We start from the raw sequence: 20,270 nt of genomic DNA on the forward strand, positions 1-20,270 counted from the left end.
ATAATGTAAAAAACACACCTTATATTTATGAAAGACGTAGTTATTGTATCCGTTGCTAGGACTCCAATTGGTAGTTTTTTAGGTAGTTTATCTTCTATACCCGCGCCCAAATTAGGTGCATTTGCAATAAAAGGAGCTTTAGATAAAATAAATTTATCTCCAGAACTGGTTCAAGAAGTATTTATGGGAAATGTGGTTTCTGCTGGTTTGGGACAAGCACCGGCAAGACAAGCTGCTATTCATGCAGGAATTCCTGATACTGTTCCATGCACTACCATAAATAAAGTTTGTGCCTCTGGAATGAAATCTATTATGTTAGCAGCACAAACCATTTCTTCAGGTGATGCTGATATAGTTGTAGCTGGGGGGATGGAAAATATGAGTGCTATACCTCATTATCAGCATTCAAGAAAAGGATCAAAATTTGGACCAATAATAATGGAAGATGGCATGCAAAAAGATGGTTTAGTTGACGCTTATGATAACGTTGCTATGGGAGTTTGTGCTGATGCTTGTGCTAAAGAATATAATTTTTCAAGAGAAGAACAAGATCAATTTGCTATCCAATCTTATAATCGTTCTGCAAAAGCTTGGAGTGAAGGTAAATTTGATGATGAAATTATACCTGTTTCAATTCCTCAAAGACGTGGAGAACCAATAATCTTTTCTGAAGATGAAGAGTATAAGAATGTAAAAATGGAAAAAATTTCTGCATTACGTGCGGCATTTACGAAAGACGGAACAGTTACAGCTGCCAATGCATCTACAATAAATGATGGTGGTGCAGCATTAGTTTTAATGTCTTCTGACAAAGCAAAACAATTAAATTTATCTCCTTTAGCAAAAATAAAAAGTTATGCAGATGCTGCTCACGAACCAAAATGGTTTACAACAGCTCCTGCAAAAGCGTTACCTAAAGCTCTAGAAAAAGCTAATATTTCTATTGACAAAGTTGATTATTTTGAGCTAAATGAAGCTTTTTCTATTGTTGGTTTAGCAAATATGAAAATTTTAAATATTTCAAATGATAGGGTGAATGTTAATGGTGGAGCGGTTTCATTAGGACATCCTTTAGGTGTTTCGGGAGCTAGAATTGTTATTGCATTAACATCTATTTTAAAACAGAGAAACGCCAAAATTGGTGCTGCAGCAATTTGTAATGGTGGTGGTGGAGCAAGTGCTATAGTTATCGAAAAACTATAATTAACCTTTCTTCTTGAAAATTATTGATAATAAATGCACTACGGAATTTGTAATTTAAGTATTGTTTCAATGAGAGTTGAACCAGATGAAACATCAGAAATGGTGAATCAGGTTTTGTTTGGAGAAACTTTTGAGATTATTGATGAAGATAACCAATGGAGTAAAATTCGATTGACTTTTGATAGTTATGAAGGTTACATTGATAACAAACAATATCTTAAAATCACAAAAGAATTCTTTTCAAAATTAATTACAGAAAAACAATCTTATACTGCTGAAATTGTTGATTTTATAACCAACAAGAGTAATGAGTTAACTACAATCCCTTTAGGCTGTACTTTACCTAGGTTTAATAATAAAAAGTTAGAAATAGAAAATCAGTTTTACTTCTATGAAGGAGCTGTTTTATCAGAGAAAAAACAAAAAAACGACATCTTAAAAGTAGCTTTTATTTATCTAAACTCACCCTTTTTATGGGGAGGAAAATCTCCTTTTGGAATCGATTGCTCTGGATTTACTCAAATGGTCTATAAGCTCTGTGGATATAAATTGTTAAGAAATGCTAAAGAGCAAGCGACCCAAGGTGAAGTTTTAAGTTTTATTGAAGAGAGTGAACCAGGTGATTTGGCTTTTTTTGATAATGATGAAGGAGAAATTATACATGTAGGAATTATTCTTGACAACTATCACATAATACATGTATATGAAAAAGTAAGAATAGATACTTTAGATCATAGTGGTATTTTTAATACCGACTTACAAAAACACACACATAAACTAAGAGTTATTAGAAAAGTCATATAAAAAAACCAAGATTTTTAAATCTTGGTTTTTTTATAATCTTTTAAAGAAGTTTATTATTGCTTGCTTCTCATTTCTTTATAAACCGGTCTTAATTTATCTGCCTTATCAGTCATTTCTAAGGTATCATAGATGTTTAATAAAGTTCTCACTGTTTCTATACTTCTAGATAAACCATCTGCTTTTTCAATATATGGAAGAGCTTCTTTAAATAATTCTTTTTGTTTCTCTTGTAATTCATTGTATTTCTTAGCGTTAGATAAATTCTTATTCATTTCATCTACAATTGCTTGTTCTTTAGATAAAATTGCTACCGCCAAATTTAAAAGGGCATCTTTATAATCAGGTTTTAACTCAATGGCTTTTTTATAGTATTCTTTAGCTTTTTCTATTCTATCTTGATTTTGATTAATTACACCTAAATTAAAAAATAATGAAGGGTTAGTAGGGTCTAACTTAATGGCTTCTTCCATAAGTTCTCCAAACTTATCCATTCTTTCCAATTTAATATACATTTGTGCTTCATTTAAAATCAAGTTAATATCTTTAGGGTTTGATTTTCTTGCCTCTTGTAAAGCTTTAACAGCTAATTCTGGTTTACCTTGATTAACATAAACATAACCAATATTTTTTATGATAGAAGCTTGCTTAGATTCAGAAGATTTTTGAGTAGGAGTTTTATGAGTTGTTGTTTTGATAGCAACATCTCTTAAGTTCTTATTCGGAAACTCTTCAACTTTTCCTGAAATTTTATTTACAGCAAAATATTTAGTAACAATACCTTTATAATTTATTTCTCTTAACTTCTTAAAATGTTTTAAAGATGTATCATAATCTTTATCTAATGATGCACTAAGAGCAGCATTAAATAACTGAGTAGTATCTTTAGGGCTTAACTTATAAGTTAGATAAAAATTCTTTTTTGCTTTTTTATAATCTTTTGCATTGTATTGTTTCACAGCCTCTGAAGATACAAACTGAATTAATTTTTCAAGTTTAGGTTTTGCTAATTTAGTATACTTAGATTTTCCAGAAGCTTTTTCTAATTCAAATAGTTTCTTATAAGCAGTTGAAGCTTTATTTACATTCGATTTACCATAAGAAGATCCCTTTAAAAAATAATATTTCGTTTTATACTTATCTTCTATTGCTTCTTCATTTTTTTCTAAAGTCCCAATAATAGCCTTAGCTTCTTTTAATTGGCCCTTTTTTATAGCCTTTTCAGCAGCTTTTAATTCATTCTTCTGCGCAAAAGTTGCAATTGATAGCAACCCTAATGTTAGCGCTAATATCTGTTTTCTCATTTTATTTGTTATTAATAATTTATTGTTATTCTTGATTTTCGTTTGAACTATTTTCAATTTCCGTGCCATTTTCTGAATCATCATCAGACTCTTCTTCGTGAACTACTTTAGCAACTGCTGCAATACTATCATCTTCTTTAATGTTTATTAATCGAACACCTTGTGTTGCACGCCCCATAACTCGTAAGTCTTCTACAGCCATTCTTATTACAATTCCAGATTTATTGATAATCATTAAATCGTTAGAATCATCAACATTTTTAATAGCTACCAAATTACCTGTTTTTTCAGAAATATTTAAAGTTTTTACACCTTTACCTCCTCTATTGGTAATTCTATAATCTTCTAAACTCGAGCGTTTACCATATCCTTTTTCAGAAACTACTAAAATATTACTTTCCATGTCATTTACAGCAACCATACCTACAACTTCATCATTTTCGTGCTGTAAAGTAATTCCTCTAACTCCAGAAGCTGTTCTACCCATTGGACGAGTTTTTGCTTCTTCGAATCGAATAGATTTACCTGATGCTAATGCCAACATTACTTGGCTATCTCCAGTTGTAAGTTTTGCTTCTAATAATTCATCACCTTCTTTAATTGTGATAGCGTTTATACCATTTGTTCTTGGACGAGAGTATTGCTCTAAAGAAGTCTTTTTAACTTGGCCTTTTTTAGTAGCCATAATTACATAATGACTATTAATATAAGCTTCATCTTTTAAATCTTGGGTAACTAAAAATGCTTTTACTTTATCATCTTGTTCGATATTGATTAAGTTTTGCATAGCTCTACCCTTTGTGTTTTTACCTCCTTCAGGAATTTCATATACACGCATCCAAAATACTTTTCCTTTTTGTGTAAAGAACAACATATATTGATGATTAGTACCTACAAATAAATGCTCTAAGAAATCTTCGTTTCTAGTAGTTGCTCCTTTTTGACCTCTACCTCCTCTATTTTGAACTTTATATTCATCAAGGTTTGTACGCTTTAAATATCCAGCATTAGAAATCGTAACAACAACTTTCGAGTTAGGTATCATGTCTTCGATACGCATATCTCCTCCAGCATATTCTATGGTAGATCTTCTTTCATCTCCGTACTTTTCTTTGATATGCAACAACTCATCTTTGATAATTTGATAACGTCTTGGTTCGTTAGCCAAAATATCTTTTAAATCAGCAATCGTTAACATAATTTCCTCATATTCAGCGCGCAATTTGTCTTGCTCTAAACCAGTTAACTGACGCAAACGCATTTCTACTATCGCTTTTGCTTGAATTTCAGTCAATTCAAAACGTTCTATTAATTTTTCACGCGCTTCATCAGCATTTTTAGAGGAACGAATTAAAGCAATAACTTCATCTATATTGTCTGAAGCAATTATTAATCCTTCTAATATGTGTGCTCTAGCTTCTGCTTTCTTTAATTCAAATTCTGTTCTTCGAACAACAACCTCGTGTCTATGGTCTACAAAGTGATGAATTAACTGTTTTAAATTTAATTGCTCTGGTCTTCCTTTAACTAAAGCGATATTATTTACACTAAAAGAAGTTTGTAATTGTGTGTATTTGAACAATTTATTTAAAACAATATTTGGAATAGCATCACGTTTTAAAACATAAACGATACGCATTCCATTTCTATCAGATTCGTCTCGAATATTTGCAATTCCTTCTAACTTTTTTTCGTTTACCAAATCAGCAGTTTTTTTAATCATATCTGCTTTATTGACTTGATAAGGGATTTCTGTGACAATAATACATTCTCTTCCCTTTACCTCTTCGATATTGGCTTTAGCACGCATTACAATGCGTCCACGCCCCGTATGAAAAGCATCTCTTACACCATCATAACCATAAATTATTCCTCCTGTAGGAAAATCAGGTGCTTTAACATGCTGCATCAACTCATCAATTTCGATGTCTCTATTATCAATATAAGCAACAGTACCGTTAATCACTTCTGTTAAGTTATGAGGAGCCATATTAGTTGCCATTCCAACTGCGATTCCAGAAGCTCCATTAACTAATAAATTAGGGATACGAGTCGGTAAAACAGAAGGTTCTTGTAATGTGTCATCAAAATTTAAAGTATGGTCTACAGTATCTTTTTCAATATCAGATAACATCTCTTCTGATATTTTTTGCATTCTCACCTCTGTATAACGCATTGCTGCTGGAGAATCTCCATCTACAGAACCAAAATTTCCTTGCCCATCTACCATCATGTAACGTACACTCCAATCTTGAGCCATACGTACCATAGAATCATAAACAGAAGTATCTCCATGAGGATGATACTTACCTAAAACTTCACCAACAATTCTTGCTGATTTTTTATAAGCTCCAGTGGCTTTAATTCCTAATTCATGCATTCCAAACAATACTCTTCTATGTACTGGTTTTAAACCATCTCTTACATCTGGTAATGCTCTCGAAACTATCACTGACATCGAGTAATCGATGTATGCAGATTTCATCTGCTCTTCAATGTTAATCGGAATTAACTTTTCTCCGTCTGCCATATATTACTTAGTTAAAATTTAGTCATTTTTTTAAAACAAGGCAAGATACTATTTCTGCTCGTTTTTACAAAGGTTTTCGACTCTCGAATTTGTTAGAGTTATCAACATTTTTTAATAATTTTTAACAGCTTTTTATATGGTTGATTTTCAACAATTTTATATCTTAGTAAAGTAGTCAAACTGTCAGTATTTTTCTATTGGCATCTTTTTTGTAATTATCTACAAAAAAAAAAGGACTAAATTTACATCACATCAATATAGATAGTAAGAAATATGGACGATAATTTTTCACCAAAAGTAAGAGATGTTATTACCTTCAGTAAAGAAGAAGCGCTACGTTTAGGGCACGAATTTATTGGAACAGAACATCTTTTACTAGGTTTAATAAGAAAAGGGGAAGGAAAAGCAATAGAGATATTAACAGCATTTGATGTTGACTTAACTTTATTACGCAAAAAATTAGAGCAATTAAATCCTGCGAATCCAACGTTTACGGTAAGTACAGATAAACCAAGTTTGCGATTAACAAGACAAGCTGAAAAAGCATTAAAAACAACTTTTCTAGAAGCAAAGTTGTATCAAAGTGATGCTATTGATACTGCACATTTATTACTGTGTGTTTTACGTAATGAAAATGACCCAACTACAAAGTTGATTCACAAGTATCATGTAAACTATGATGAGGCAAAAGCTTTGTACAAACAATTACACGTAGATACAGATACTGAATTGCCTATTAATCCTATTGCAGAAACTCCTTCTGATGATGAGTTTGCATCAGAAAAAACAAATCCTTTTGACCAACCTCAAAAAGGGAAAACGTCTAAAAAATCGAAAACTCCCGTTTTAGATAACTTTGGAAGAGATTTAACAGATTTAGCAGAAAAAGGGCGCTTAGACCCCGTGGTAGGTCGTCAAAAAGAAATTGAACGTGTTTCTCAAATTTTGAGCCGTAGAAAAAAGAATAATCCAATGTTAATTGGTGAACCTGGTGTTGGTAAATCTGCAATTGCAGAAGGTTTAGCTTTACGTATTGTTGATAGAAAAGTATCTAGAATTTTATTTGACAAACGTATTGTTTCTTTAGATTTAGCCAGTTTGGTTGCTGGTACAAAATACCGTGGACAATTTGAAGAACGCATGAAAGCTCTTATGAATGAATTAGAAAAGAACGATGATATTATTCTTTTTATTGATGAAATTCACACTATTGTTGGAGCTGGTGGAGCTACAGGTTCTTTAGACGCATCTAACATGTTAAAACCCGCTTTAGCTAGAGGTGAAATACAATGTATTGGTGCAACTACTTTAGATGAATTTAGAACAAATATCGAAAAAGATGGTGCTTTAGAGCGTCGTTTTCAGAAGGTAATTGTAGATCCAACAACTGTTGAAGAAACCATTCAGATATTACACAACATTAAACCTAAATACGAAGAACATCATAATGTTGATTTTACAGATGATGCTATAGAAGCTTGCGTAAAATTAACCAACAGATATATGACAGACAGATATTTACCAGACAAAGCGATTGATGCTTTAGATGAAGCTGGTTCTCGAATTCACATCACAAATATTGTTGTTCCTAAACAAGTTTTAGAATTAGAATCGCAATTAGAAATCATCAGAGATCGCAAAACAAAAGCAGTTAACGGACAAAAGTATGAAGAAGCTGCCAAACTGCGTGATGACGAAAAAAATATGGAAGCCGCTTTAAATTCTGCTCAAAATCAATGGGAAGAAGATTCTAAACTAAATAGAGAAATTGTTACTGAGGATAATGTTGCAGAAGTAGTTTCTATGATGACAGGAATTCCTGTAAATAGAGTTGCCGAAGCAGAAAGTCATAGATTACAAGAATTGCCAAGTATGATTAAAGGTAAAGTAATCGGACAAGACGAAGCAGTCACTAAAGTGGTAAAAGCGATTCAAAGAAATAGAGTAGGTTTAAAAGACCCTAACAAACCTATTGGTTCATTTATTTTCTTAGGACAAACTGGTGTGGGTAAAACGCAATTGGCTAAAGTTTTAGCTCGTGAATTATTTGACTCTGAAGATTCCTTAATTAGAATTGATATGAGCGAATACATGGAAAAATTTGCCATTTCTCGTTTAATTGGAGCCCCTCCTGGTTATGTTGGTTATGAAGAAGGTGGACAATTGACAGAAAAAGTTCGTAGAAAACCGTATTCTGTAATCTTATTAGATGAGATTGAAAAAGCGCATCCAGATGTGTTTAATATGTTATTACAGATTTTAGATGATGGTCATATTACAGATAGTTTAGGTCGTAAAATCGATTTTAGAAATACAATTATTATTATGACTTCTAACATAGGAGCACGTCAATTGAAAGACTTTGGTGGTGGTGTTGGCTTTGGTACTTCATCTAAAAAAGAGCAAGCAGATGCACATGCAAAATCTGTAATTGAGGGCGCTTTAAAGAAATCTTTTGCACCAGAATTTTTAAATAGAATTGATGATGTTATTGTATTTAACGCACTAGAAAGAGAAGATATTCATTCTATCATAGATATCGAATTAGACAAATTACTAAATAGAATATCAGATTTAGGCTATACGTTAAATTTAAGTGAGAAAGCTAAAGATTATATAGCAGATAAAGGCTTTGATAAAAAATATGGCGCAAGACCTCTTAAAAGAGCGATACAAAAATACATCGAAGATGCTTTAGCAGAAGAAATTGTAAATTCAAAACTCTCTGAAGGAGATACTATTAAGATGGATTTAGATGAGAAAGAAAATAAACTCACTATTAAAATTAAAAAAGGAGAAAGGAAAGAAGAAACTCGAACAGAAACCGAGACTAATGACTAAAAAAAAATCCCGAACGAAAGTTTGGGATTTTTGATTTTATAAATATAAAAATTGACTATAACCTTTTTACTTAAAAACAATTTCTTAAATATAAATATTACACTCTCATAATCATTTTTTTTTAACAAATTTTATATTCTATATCAACTATATTTGCAGAAAAATAGAAAACAACAAATGAAAAAATTAGTATTCGCTATTATAACTTTATTAATTATAGCTTCTTGTATAAATACACCTAAAGATTACGTAAAACTTACTGGGAAATTAGAAAACAACAAAGATTCTATCATTCATATTATAAGTAGAATGGGCATTTTGAAAACTATTGAAATTCAAAAAGATGGTTCTTTTAAAGACACTTTAAAAATTGATAAAGCAGATATTTACACTTTTCAAACGAGCAACTCAAAAAGAGCGCCTTTATATTTAAAAAACGGATTCGATATTACTATTACAGGGAATGCTGATGAGTTTATGAAAAGTTTTGAATATTCTGGTATTGGTGCTTCAAATAGTAAGTTTATCATTGCTCAAATCAATGAAAATATAGCCTTAGGAAATCCTGCTGAAATTTTTAACTTAGACGAAACTAATTTTAATAAAAAAATAGCTTCAATTAAAAAAAAGTTTGATAGTATTTTAAATTCTTATAATGATTTAGACAGTTCTTTAATTGTTTTGGCTAAAAATCAAAATAGTCAAATGTTTAATTATTTTAAACAAAACTATGCTAGAAATCAAAAAATGGGAAGAGGAAAACCTTCTCCTAAATTTTATGACTATATCGATTATAAAGGAGGTAAAAAATCTTTAGATTCTTTTAAAGGAAGATATGTTTATATTGATATTTGGGCAACTTGGTGTGGACCTTGCATACAGCAAATACCTTATTTAAAAGAATTGGAAAAAGAATATCATAAAAAGAATATCGAGTTTGTAAGTATTTCTACAGACGAATCTCGAAGAAGTGGTGGTTCATGGGAAGCTGCTGAAAAAAAATGGAGAGATTTTGTAAAGAAGAAAAGCTTAAATGGAGTTCAATTATGGTCTGGAAAAGATATTAGTTTCCAGAAAGAATATCAAATCTCTGGAATTCCAAGATTTATCTTAATTGACCCACAAGGAAATATTATCGATGCCAATGCACCTAGACCTTCAGACCCAAGGTTAAAAACATTATTAAATTCCTTAAAAATATAAATAAGAGAAAGCATCCATAAAAAAAGGGAAATCTAATATTTAGATTTCCCTTTTATATTTTAGTAAGATTATAGTTTATTCTTTATAAACTCCCATTTCAGCATACTTAGCCATTCGTTTAGAAACTAAATCTATATCATTTAAATCTTTTAATTCATCAAAAGCAACAATAATTTGTTCTTGAACTGCTTTAAATGCCCCTTCTCTATCAGAATGTGCTCCTCCAATTGGTTCTTGAATAATACCATCAATTAATTTTAACTTCTTCATGTCGTTTCCTGTTAATTTTAAAGCTTCTGCTGCTTGCTCTTTAAACTCCCAACTTCTCCATAAAATTGAAGAACAAGATTCTGGAGAAATAACTGTATACCAGGTATTTTCCATCATATATACTTTATCTCCAACTCCAATTCCTAATGCTCCTCCAGAAGCTCCTTCACCTATAACAATAGTTATAATTGGTGTTTTAAGACGAGTCATTTCGAAAATATTTCTAGCAATAGCTTCTCCTTGTCCACGTTCTTCCGCCTCTAAACCAGGATAAGCACCTGGAGTATCTAATAAGGTAACTACAGGAATTCTAAATTTTTCAGCCATTTTCATTAAACGAAGTGCTTTTCTATATCCTTCTGGATTTGCCATCCCAAAGTTTCTTAACTGACGTGTTTTAGTATTGTATCCTTTTTGTTGACCAATAAACATAAAAGATTGGTCTCCAATTTTACCTAAACCGCCAATCATCGCTTTATCATCTCTTACACTTCTATCTCCGTGGAGTTCCATAAAAGTGTCTCCACATATCGCTTTAATATAATCTAAAGTATAAGGTCTATTGGGATGTCTAGATAATTGAACTCTTTGCCAAGGTGTTAAATTTTTATAAATATCTTTTCTTGCCTTGTCTAATTTTTTTTCAATCTTTTTGCAAGTAGCACTTACGTCTACATCACTTTCTTGCCCAATAATTTGACATTTATCTAATTGATCAAGAAGTTCTTTGATAGGCATTTCAAAATCTAAATATTCCATAATCTAGTTATTTGATTTTACTTGTTTGTAAAGACAAACATACTATAAAAATGAATGGTTTCACAAAAATTGATTACTTTTTTCTAACGTTCTTATTGATTATTTTGTTCTTTATAGCTACTCTGTTTTTTATAATTCCATTTAATAAAACTACAAATAAAACAATGAAAGCACCCAAATAAAACTCTGGATTCATTTTTTCTTTATCACCAAAAATAAATAATGCCAAAACAATTGCATAAATAGGTTCTAAGTTAACGGTTAACATTACTGTATATGGAGAAAGGTATTTCATCACTTTTACAGAAATAATAAAAGCATAAGCTGTACATATACTACTTAAAACTAATAAATAGAACCATTCTATGTTAGGTAATATAAACAATGAAGATGAAAATCCGTTTGTAAAAAATAAATAAACGGTTACAAAAACTGCCCCAAAAAACAGTTGATATAGCGAAATAGTATTTGCTTGATACTTCTTGATAAATAATCCGTTTAAAACAGAAAATAAAGCACTTAATGAAGATGATATTATTGCATAAATAATCCCCATTTTATATTGATTTTCAAAACTAAAAATAATATAAAGACCAAGAATAACAATCAATCCAAGTACCATTTCTAAAGGTCTTATTCTTCTTTTAAAAAAAATAGGTTCTATTATTGACACAAAAAAAGCTCCAGTACTCATCGTAACCAAAGCAACAGAAACGTTAGAAACTTTAATCGCTTTAAAAAAGAAAATCCAATGCAATGCTATAATTGTACCTGTAAAAATAAATTTGAATACACCTTTTTTATCAACTTTGAGTGATTTCTTTTTAAAAAGAAAATAAATCAATATAAAAACTGTAGCTAAAGACATTCTATACCATACTAAAGATATAGCACTAATAGAAATTAAAGCTCCTAAAATAGCAGTAAACCCCCAAATAAAAACAATGAGATGAAGTAATAGGTAGTTCTTTATCCTATTTTCTAGCATTTAAATAAAGATAAATGGCCAAACAACCAAAAATAACATTTGGTGTCCACACATATAAAAAAGAATTAACCCCTGCTACAGCTCCTAGAACTTCAGAAATTTTCATTAGAAAAACATATATAAACATCACTCCAACACCAATGGCTAAATTAACCCCTGTTCCTCCTCTTTTTTTTCTAAAAGCAAGAGCAACTGCAATAATTGTTAAAATATAAGATGCAAATGGTAAACTTGTTCGTTTATGTAATTCTACCCAATAAGCATTTAAATTCTTAACTCCTCTTTTCTGAGACACTCTAATAAACTTAAGCAACTCATTGGAGGCCATTTCTTGCGACAAAGCAGACTTATAATCTAAATCTCTAGGCGTAAAATTAAAAACAGTGTCAATTTTATTTCCAGAAAAAATTTCATCTTTTTTGTCTATTAAAATTCTTTTCCTCCAATTTAATAACGTAAAAGTAGAATCAATAATATTATACCTAATATTATCTGAAGATAATTTTGATTTTAACCTAATTCCATCATAAATTTCTGATGTAAAATCATAGCCAGAATTTGTTTCAGTATTATAACTTCTTATATAAATATAAGTACTATCTGTTAACTGTAAACTAAAATCGCTAACATATTTTAACGCGTTTTGTTGACGCTTATTTTTTATGTATTTCTTCTCAAACTTCTTTCTTATTTTACTACTATTTGGCACAACAAAATGGTTCATCCCTAGCGATATTAAAGTCACTAAAGTTGCTCCAACAAAATAAGGAAACAAAAAACGAGTAAAAGATACTTTTGCATTTGTAATTGCAATAATTTCTGTGTTATTTGAGAGCTTAGAAGTAAACAAAATTACAGCAATAAATAATGCTAAAGGCATAAATGTATTGGTATAATATATTATAAAGTTTACATAATATTCTTCAACTATTTGTGAAAAACCTAAATTTGGATGTTCTAAAAAATTATCAATCTTTTCTGATATATCTATGGCAATTGCAATAGGAATCAAGATTAATAAGGTAAACATAAAAGTTACCAAATAACGTTTTAGTATGTATTTGTCTATAATTTTCAAACTACAAACGATTGTCCATTTGTTTTACCATTTTATCTTTCCATTCTCTAAAATCTCCAGCTATAATATGTTTTCTTGCCTCACGAGTTAACCAAACATAAAATCCTAAATTATGAATAGAAGCAATTTGTTTTCCTAACATTTCTTTAGCTACAAATAAATGACGTAAATACGCTTTAGAATAATAAGTATCTACATTTGTAATTCCCATTTCATCTATTGGCGAAAAATCTTTTTCCCACTTTTTATTTTTAATATTGATAGTTCCATGAGCGGTAAACAACATTCCATTTCTAGCATTTCTTGTTGGCATTACACAATCAAACATATCTATACCTAAGGCAATATTTTCAAGAATATTTATTGGAGTACCTACCCCCATTAAATATCTAGGTTTGTCTTTTGGTAGAATTTCGGTAACCACTTCTGTCATAGCGTACATTTCTTCTGCAGGCTCTCCTACTGAAAGCCCTCCAATAGCATTGGCTTCTGCACCAGCATTTGAAATATATTCTGCAGATTGTTTTCGCAAATCTTTATATGTACTTCCTTGAACTATTGGAAAAAACGTTTGCTCATACCCATATTTAAATGGTAATTTTTCAAGATGATTTATACATCTATCTAACCATCTATGTGTCATATGCATAGAACGTTTTGCGTAATTATAATCACATGGATAAGGCGTACATTCATCAAAAGCCATAATAATATCTGCACCAATTGTGCGCTGAATTTCCATTACATTTTCTGGAGTAAAAAAGTGCATTGAACCATCAATATGACTTTTAAACTTTACACCTTCTTCGTTAATTTTTCTTCTACCTGATAAAGAATATACTTGATAACCACCAGAATCCGTTAAAATATTACGATCCCAATTCATAAATTTATGCAATCCTCCAGCTTGTTCTAAAACTTCTAATTTGGGTCTTAAATACAAATGATAAGTATTTCCTAAAATAATATCAGGGTTTATTTCATTTTTGAGCTCAGTCTGATGCACTCCTTTTACGGTTCCAAGGGTTCCAACTGGCATAAAAATAGGAGTTTCAATAACTCCATGATCAGTTGTAATTGTTCCTGCTCTTGCTTGACTTTTTGAGTCAGTTTTTTTTAAATCGAAATTCATTGCTGGCAAAGATAATACTATTTAAGAAGTGAAAAATTAAAAGATTCTTAAAGATTTAAACTAAAATTTTCTTTTCTTTTTTGAAGAAAAACTACTATTTCTTTTTTTATTTTTTGGTGATGATTTTCGGAAAGATGCACTTTTTTTGTTGAAATCATTTTTAGTGGGAGAAAACTTCTTTTTAGTTTTTAATGTTTTTGGTTTTTCTTTTACAATTGATGCTTCTTCAGTTTTAGAAGAAGTAGCAATCATTTTATTAATTTCTTTAAGTTCTTCTGTGGTTAATTCCCTCCAGTCTCCAGCTTTTAAATTTCCCAATTTCACATTCATAATTCGGGTACGTTTTAGCTTTGTAACTTCGTAATTTAAATACTCGCACATTCTACGAATTTGTCTATTTAATCCCTGAACTAAAATAATTTTAAAGACTTTTTCGGATACTTTTTCTACTTTACACTTTTTTGTAACAGTTCCTAAAATAGGAATTCCATTACTCATTTTATTAATGAAATTTTCATCAATAGTTTTATTAACAGAAACTATATATTCTTTCTCGTGATTGTTTCCAGCTCTTAAAATTTTGTTGACAATATCTCCATCATTTGTTAGAAAAATCAATCCTTCTGAAGGTTTATCTAAACGTCCAATAGGAAACAATCGTTGTGGATGATTTACCTCTTTTACAATATTATCACGCTCTCTAGAATCTGTAGTAGAGACAATTCCTACAGGTTTATTTAAGGCTATATAAAGAGTTCTTGGTTTATGTTTTAAAGGTCTTCCATCAACTTTTACAACATCGTTTTGAAATACTCTATTTCCCAATTGAGTTGGTTTTCCATTGATGGTTACGCGTCCTTCAGTTATCAGTTTTTCTGCTTCTCTACGAGAGCAAATCCCAGTAGAACTGATGAATTTATTTAAGTTGACTGATTGTTGGTTGTTTTTATCCAAAGAGCATCATTTTGAGGCAAAAGTAAGTATAAGATTACAATTCTATTGTTCGAAAAGTTAAATTAATTCTTGGTGAATTCACCTTTTTTGTGGGGGGCAATCTGTGCAACCAATTGGTCTGAGTTTTATCTTTCATCACCAGTAAGCTTCCTCTCTCTAACAGAATATCTACTCTCTGTTTGTTTTCTTTGTGCTTAAAAGAGAATTTGCGTTCTGCTCCTAAAGATAATGAAGCAATTGCTCCGTTTTTCTTCAACATTTTTTCTCCATCAGAATGATATGCCATTCCTTCATCACCTGAATGATATAAATTCAACAGGCATGAATTATATATTTCTCCACTTTCTTTTTCAACAATACTCTTTAATTCAAGTAGCTCTTTGTTAAAAATATTTGCTGTTTTAGTCACTTTAGAATAGGTATACGAAAACGGAGATTCTGCGTACCAAGCTACTTTTCTTTTAGTTATTATTGTTTTTCCAAAAATAATGGCTCTGTCATTTTCCCATTTTATGTTTTGCATCAAAGTATTATAATAAAAATCACATTGAGTTTTGTTTAAAATAATTCCGTGATAATTCGTAATTCCGCCAAAAGGAAGAATATTGATAATTTTTTCTGCAGAAAATAAATCCATTAAATAAAAATACAAATTAAACTTGAAATAGTTACTTTTAGGTTCTCATAAAATAACTACATCAATCTATGATTAATTTAAGCTCATTAGATTACATTCTAATTATTTCTTTTTTTGCTATTGTTCTTTTTATTGGAATTTATGTCTCAAAAAAATCAGGTAAAAGTAGCTCAGAATTTTTTCTTTCAGGGCGTAGTATGCCATGGTGGTTATTAGGTTTTTCTATGGTAGCTACTACTTTTGCAGCAGATACTCCGCTTTTAGTAACAGATATAGTTAGAGCTGATGGTGTTTCTGGAAACTGGGTTTGGTGGTCGTTTTTAATTACGGGTTTGTTAACCGTTTTTGTCTATGCCAAATTATGGCGAAAATCTGCAGTGAATACCGATTTAGAATTTTACGAATTACGTTACAGTGGAAAAGCTGCACAATTTTTAAGAGGTTTTAGAGCCATTTATTTAGGCATCATTTTTAATGTTTTGGTAATGTCTGTAGTCACTTTAGCGGCTATAAAAATTGGCGGAATTATGTTAGGCATTCAACCTTGGGAAGTCGTAGTTTATGCAGGTACAATAACAGTTGTCTTTAGTGCTTTTGGTGGATTTAGAGGTGTGGTTTATACCGATTTTTTATTATTTATCATCGCTATGTTTGGTGCTTTTGCTGCTGCCTATTATGCAGTAAATCTTCCTCAAGTTGGTGGTTTGGATAATTTACTAAAAAACGATTTGGTTATTTCTAAAATGGATATGTTACCCGATTTTAAAAATACAGAAACATTAATTACATTATTAATTATTCCTATTGCCTTACAATGGTGGAGTTCTTGGTATCCAGGAGCAGAACCTGGAGGTGGTGGGTATATTGCACAAAGAATGTTGGCTGCAAAAGATGAAAATCACGCCATTGGAGCTACTTTCTTTTTTAATTTTGTGCATTATGCTTTACGTCCTTGGCCTTGGATTTTAGTGGCATTGGCTTCATTAGTAATTTTTCCAGACATGGCAAGTTTGCAAAGTGCCTTCCCAAATATTCCTGCTGATAAATTAGGGCATGATTTAGCATATCCTGCAATGCTTAACTTTTTACCAAGTGGAATTTTAGGTATTGTTTTAGCATCACTTATTGCTGCTTATATGAGTACAATCTCTACACATTTAAACTGGGGAGCTTCTTACGTTGTAAATGATTTCTACAAACGATTTGTAAAAGAAAAAGCATCAGAAAAAGAATTGGTAAACGTTGGTAGAATTACTACAATTTTAATGATGATTGTAAGCGGAATTTTAGCTTTAAGTTTAACCAATGTAAAACAAGTCTTTGACATTATAATAATGTTTGGAGCAGGAACTGGTTTGCTTTTTATTTTAAGATGGTTTTGGTGGCGCATAAATGCTTGGAGTGAAATTGCTGCGATGTTCTCATCTGGCGTGATTTCAATTTTATTAAATTTCACATCTTTGGGGTCTATTTTATTTGCTAGCGAAACTGGATTTTTTCCTAGTTGGTTTAAATTTCCTTTTGTGGTTTTAATTACCTCAATTATTTGGCTGATAGTTACCTACATAACGCAACCAGATAGTAAAGAAGTTTTATACTCTTTTTATCAGAAAATTCAACCTGGTGGACCAGGTTGGAGCAAAGTAATTAACGATGCTAATTCAGAGAACATCAATTTACAAAACACAAAAAGTAGCTGGAGTGTCCCTTCTGGTATTTTAGCAATGTTATTAGGCTGTGTTTTAATTTACAGTTGTTTATTTGCTACTGGATTCTGGATTTATGGAGAGATAATAAATGCTCTTTTACTTTCAGCATCAACTTTAATTTCTGGGTTTTTATTAATAAAAATTTGGAAGAAGATTAAAACTACTATTTTGTAAAAAATATTTAAATAAAAAAATGAAAAGAAAAGAAAAAATTTATAATCGCTTAATTTTAGTTGGCAATGGCTTTGATTTAGCTTTAGGCATAAAAACTTCCTATAACGATTTTTTGTTTTGGTATTTAAAAAGTAGGCTTTTATTGAGTGTGAAATCTGAAGATATAATTGCCAACCCTGAACATGGTACTAAGTACAATTATTATGAGGATAAAATATCTAAAGTCTTTTGGAAAAGGAATTACTCTGAAAATGATAAATTAGATTTTATTGAAAGATATAAAACATTAAAAGATATACAAGTAGCCATAAAACAAAAACAAAACTTTGTTATTAATACAAGTACATCAGTATTATTTAGAACTATATATGATACTTCTATAAATTCTTGGATTGACGTAGAACAAAGTTATTATGTTTTACTAAAAAAGCACTTCACAAGAAAAGAAGTAATATTAAAAATAAATGAAGATTTTGAATTTATTAAAAATCAATTAGAGATTTATTTAACAACCTTAAAGTTGCCAGAACTTAAAAGAGCAAGTATTACACAGTTTATAGAACAATTTTTTGATGGAATAAGCAAAGATGAGATTATAGACATAAATAAACAACATCTTTCATTAGGTACAAAAAATTATTATTTCTTAAATTTCAATTATACAGACTCCCTTAGAAGTATATTAGATTCATTCTCTATCTATAATACAAATAAGTCATTTAATCCAAGCTATCAAATTAACCATATTCACGGTAAATTAAATTCTAAAGAAGAAAGAATTATTTTTGGTTATGGAGATGAAATGGATAATTTTTACACTCAAATTCAAGACCTTAACGATAACGAGTATTTAAAAAATATAAAATCTTTTCAATACTTTCAAAGTCAAAATTATAGAAACTTGTTGAGGTTTGTAAATTCTAACGAATACCAAGTTTGTATTTATGGGCATTCTTGCGGTTTGTCAGACCGAGTTATGTTAAATGAAATATTTGAAAATGATAATTGTAAGTCTATAAAAATCTATTACTACAAAGATGAAAGAGACTATGTTAATAAAACAATGGAAATTTCAAGGCATTTTAAGGATAATAATTTAATGAGACAAAAGATTGTTAACTTCAAAAAAGAAAATATTATACCTCAGCTATTTTTAACTTAAAAACAAGAATTAAATAAATTACTTCTGACACCTATACTGACACCCATAAACACAAAAGCCTTACAATCAAAAGATTATAAGGCTTTTTGCGGAGAAAGAGGGATTCGAACCCCCGGACCTGTTACAGTCAACAGTTTTCAAGACTGCCGCATTCGACCACTCTGCCATTTCTCCAAGTGTCTCATCAGCTATTTGCTGAATGCGGATGCAAATATAGAAAGCTTTTTTATTTTCTGAAACAAAAAAGACAATAATTTAAATCTTTTTTGAATATCCTTTAATTACGCAACTATCTTTCTAAAAATCAAGCTTTAAAATAGTTTTAAATTTATTAGAAATCATTAACTTCAATAATTATAACCTTTTTTTTAAGCTGTTTAATTATCTTTGTCAGCAAATTTTTAATTTTTACTTATGTCATTCAATTCTTTTGGAAATTTATTGAGAGTTACAACTTTTGGAGAATCTCACGGAGCCGCTATTGGTGGTGTTATTGATGGTTTTCCTGCTGGAGTTGAAATTGATTTTGAAGCTGTACAAGAAGAATTAAATAGACGTAAACCTGGACAATCTAAAATTGTTACGCAACGTAAAGAACCAGATACGGTTGAGTTTTTATCAGGTATTTTTGAAGGAAAAACCACTGGAACTTCTATTGGTTTTATTATTAGAAATACAAATCAGAAGAGTAAAGATTATAATCACAATACTAATGTATATAGGCCTTCTCACGCAGATTACACCTATGATAAAAAATACGGCTTAAGAGATCATAGAGGTGGTGGACGTAGTTCTGCTCGTGAAACGGCAAACTGGGTTGTTGCTGGTGCTTTAGCAAAACAATTTATTTCTCAAATAAACATCAATGCTTTTACCTCTTCGGTAGGTGATATTTTTATGGAAAAACCTTACCAAGATGTAGATTTTTCTAAAACCGAAAGCAATATTGTACGTTGTCCTGATGAAGCATCCGCAGAAAAAATGATTGATAAAATCAAAGAAATTCGTAAAGCAGGTGATACTATTGGAGGTACAATTACCTGTGTTGCTCAAAATGTTCCTGTAGGTTTAGGTGAACCAATTTTTAATAAACTACATGCAGAATTAGGGAAAGCAATGTTATCTATTAATGCTGTAAAAGGTTTTGAGTTTGGTAGCGGGTTTTGTGGTTCAAAAATGAAAGGTTCTGAGCATAATGATGTTTTTAACGCAGATGGCTCTACCAATACTAATTTATCTGGAGGAATTCAAGGTGGAATTAGCAATGGAATGGACATTTACTTTAGAGTAGCTTTTAAACCTGTAGCTACTATTATGACCAACCAACAGACTATAAATTCTGAAGGTGAACTTACAGAAATCACAGGAAAAGGACGTCATGATCCTTGTGTTGTGCCAAGAGCTGTACCTATTGTAGAAGCTATGACAGCATTGGTTTTGGCTGATTTCTATCTATTAAACAGAACAAGACAGGTTTAATATTGTTTTTTTGTTGTTGATAAAATTAATTTGAAACTTATCAACA

At 30.5% G+C, this 20,270-nt stretch carries 15 protein-coding genes and 1 tRNA gene; 7 read left to right on the plus strand and 9 right to left on the minus strand.

Going from position 1 to position 20,270, the window contains the following annotated elements; all coding sequences use genetic code 11:
- Positions 1-27 precede the first annotated feature (27 nt).
- Both DIS07_RS08270 and DIS07_RS08275 read left to right on the plus strand, forming a co-directional pair.
- A complete protein-coding gene (locus DIS07_RS08270) occupies positions 28-1,203 on the plus strand; it encodes an acetyl-CoA C-acyltransferase (protein WP_109404774.1) in 1,176 nt (391 codons plus the stop codon).
- Between the two features lie 33 nt (positions 1,204-1,236).
- Complete coding sequence (locus DIS07_RS08275; RefSeq protein ID WP_109404775.1) at positions 1,237-2,007, plus strand: C40 family peptidase; 771 nt, start codon at positions 1,237-1,239, stop codon at positions 2,005-2,007.
- A gap of 53 nt (positions 2,008-2,060) precedes the next feature.
- Here DIS07_RS08275 and DIS07_RS08280 read toward each other — a convergent pair whose 3' ends face one another.
- Positions 2,061-3,308, minus strand: coding sequence for a tetratricopeptide repeat protein (locus DIS07_RS08280; RefSeq protein ID WP_109405057.1), 1,248 nt, complete (start codon positions 3,306-3,308; stop codon positions 2,061-2,063).
- A gap of 25 nt (positions 3,309-3,333) precedes the next feature.
- On the minus strand, positions 3,334-5,838 hold the full coding sequence (gene gyrA, locus DIS07_RS08285; protein WP_109404776.1) for a DNA gyrase subunit A: 2,505 nt from the start codon (positions 5,836-5,838) through the stop codon (positions 3,334-3,336).
- 273 nt (positions 5,839-6,111) lie between these two features.
- Between gyrA and DIS07_RS08290 the strand changes: the two genes are divergently transcribed.
- Together DIS07_RS08290 and DIS07_RS08295 are read left to right on the plus strand one after the other, a co-directional pair.
- A complete protein-coding gene (locus tag DIS07_RS08290) occupies positions 6,112-8,679 on the plus strand; it encodes an ATP-dependent Clp protease ATP-binding subunit (RefSeq protein ID WP_109404777.1) in 2,568 nt (855 codons plus the stop codon).
- Positions 8,680-8,856: 177 nt separating this feature from the next.
- Complete coding sequence (locus tag DIS07_RS08295; protein WP_109404778.1) at positions 8,857-9,882, plus strand: TlpA family protein disulfide reductase; 1,026 nt, start codon at positions 8,857-8,859, stop codon at positions 9,880-9,882.
- A gap of 75 nt (positions 9,883-9,957) precedes the next feature.
- Here the strand turns inward: DIS07_RS08295 and DIS07_RS08300 are convergent, their stop codons facing one another.
- From DIS07_RS08300 to DIS07_RS08325, 6 genes are all read right to left on the minus strand, one after another.
- Positions 9,958-10,911, minus strand: a complete 954-nt coding sequence (locus DIS07_RS08300; protein ID WP_109404779.1) for an acetyl-CoA carboxylase carboxyltransferase subunit alpha — start codon at positions 10,909-10,911, stop codon at positions 9,958-9,960.
- A gap of 73 nt (positions 10,912-10,984) precedes the next feature.
- On the minus strand, positions 10,985-11,899 hold the full coding sequence (locus tag DIS07_RS08305; RefSeq protein WP_109404780.1) for a DMT family transporter: 915 nt from the start codon (positions 11,897-11,899) through the stop codon (positions 10,985-10,987).
- Entirely contained in the window at positions 11,886-12,977 is a 1,092-nt protein-coding gene (locus tag DIS07_RS08310; protein WP_109404781.1) for an LptF/LptG family permease, read from the minus strand. Before DIS07_RS08310 ends, DIS07_RS08305 begins: the two co-directional genes overlap by 14 nt.
- 1 nt (position 12,978) lies before the next feature.
- Positions 12,979-14,109, minus strand: coding sequence for a tRNA guanosine(34) transglycosylase Tgt (tgt, locus tag DIS07_RS08315; RefSeq protein ID WP_109404782.1), 1,131 nt, complete (start codon positions 14,107-14,109; stop codon positions 12,979-12,981).
- A 60-nt stretch (positions 14,110-14,169) separates the two neighbouring features.
- On the minus strand, positions 14,170-15,063 hold the full coding sequence (rluF, locus tag DIS07_RS08320) for a 23S rRNA pseudouridine(2604) synthase RluF (RefSeq protein ID WP_109404783.1): 894 nt from the start codon (positions 15,061-15,063) through the stop codon (positions 14,170-14,172).
- Positions 15,064-15,097: 34 nt separating this feature from the next.
- Positions 15,098-15,700 (minus strand): alpha-ketoglutarate-dependent dioxygenase AlkB family protein, encoded by a 603-nt coding sequence (locus tag DIS07_RS08325; protein ID WP_109404784.1) that lies wholly within the window; start codon positions 15,698-15,700, stop codon positions 15,098-15,100.
- Between the two features lie 68 nt (positions 15,701-15,768).
- Here DIS07_RS08325 and DIS07_RS08330 point away from each other — a divergent pair, with 68 nt between their 5' ends.
- Both DIS07_RS08330 and DIS07_RS08335 read left to right on the plus strand, forming a co-directional pair.
- Entirely contained in the window at positions 15,769-17,583 is a 1,815-nt protein-coding gene (locus tag DIS07_RS08330) for a sodium:solute symporter family protein (RefSeq protein WP_109404785.1), read from the plus strand.
- Positions 17,584-17,602: 19 nt separating this feature from the next.
- Positions 17,603-18,745 carry an AbiH family protein gene (locus DIS07_RS08335; protein WP_109404786.1) on the plus strand — a complete coding sequence of 381 codons (1,143 nt, stop codon included), beginning with the start codon at positions 17,603-17,605 and terminating at the stop codon, positions 18,743-18,745.
- An 89-nt stretch (positions 18,746-18,834) separates the two neighbouring features.
- On the opposite strand, the gene DIS07_RS08340 is transcribed toward DIS07_RS08335, so the two are convergent.
- Positions 18,835-18,919: transfer RNA gene (locus tag DIS07_RS08340), tRNA-Ser, on the minus strand.
- A 240-nt stretch (positions 18,920-19,159) separates the two neighbouring features.
- Between DIS07_RS08340 and aroC the strand changes: the two genes are divergently transcribed.
- Positions 19,160-20,224, plus strand: coding sequence for a chorismate synthase (gene aroC / locus DIS07_RS08345; protein WP_109404787.1), 1,065 nt, complete (start codon positions 19,160-19,162; stop codon positions 20,222-20,224).
- Positions 20,225-20,270: the final 46 nt, after the last annotated feature.

The organism is Polaribacter aquimarinus, assembly GCF_003129485.1.
Lineage (GTDB): Bacteria > Bacteroidota > Bacteroidia > Flavobacteriales > Flavobacteriaceae > Polaribacter > Polaribacter aquimarinus.

Coding starts and splice junctions, on each gene's coding strand:
- DIS07_RS08270 (WP_109404774.1), top strand. CDS start 28: ATGAAAGACGTAGTTATTGTATCCGTTGCTAGGACTCCAATTGGTAGT.
- DIS07_RS08275 (WP_109404775.1), top strand. CDS start 1,237: ATGCACTACGGAATTTGTAATTTAAGTATTGTTTCAATGAGAGTTGAA.
- DIS07_RS08280 (WP_109405057.1), bottom strand. CDS start 3,308: ATGAGAAAACAGATATTAGCGCTAACATTAGGGTTGCTATCAATTGCA.
- gyrA (WP_109404776.1), bottom strand. CDS start 5,838: ATGGCAGACGGAGAAAAGTTAATTCCGATTAACATTGAAGAGCAGATG.
- DIS07_RS08290 (WP_109404777.1), top strand. CDS start 6,112: ATGGACGATAATTTTTCACCAAAAGTAAGAGATGTTATTACCTTCAGT.
- DIS07_RS08295 (WP_109404778.1), top strand. CDS start 8,857: ATGAAAAAATTAGTATTCGCTATTATAACTTTATTAATTATAGCTTCT.
- DIS07_RS08300 (WP_109404779.1), bottom strand. CDS start 10,911: ATGGAATATTTAGATTTTGAAATGCCTATCAAAGAACTTCTTGATCAA.
- DIS07_RS08305 (WP_109404780.1), bottom strand. CDS start 11,899: ATGCTAGAAAATAGGATAAAGAACTACCTATTACTTCATCTCATTGTT.
- tgt (WP_109404782.1), bottom strand. CDS start 14,109: ATGAATTTCGATTTAAAAAAAACTGACTCAAAAAGTCAAGCAAGAGCA.
- DIS07_RS08325 (WP_109404784.1), bottom strand. CDS start 15,700: ATGGATTTATTTTCTGCAGAAAAAATTATCAATATTCTTCCTTTTGGC.
- DIS07_RS08330 (WP_109404785.1), top strand. CDS start 15,769: ATGATTAATTTAAGCTCATTAGATTACATTCTAATTATTTCTTTTTTT.
- DIS07_RS08335 (WP_109404786.1), top strand. CDS start 17,603: ATGAAAAGAAAAGAAAAAATTTATAATCGCTTAATTTTAGTTGGCAAT.
- aroC (WP_109404787.1), top strand. CDS start 19,160: ATGTCATTCAATTCTTTTGGAAATTTATTGAGAGTTACAACTTTTGGA.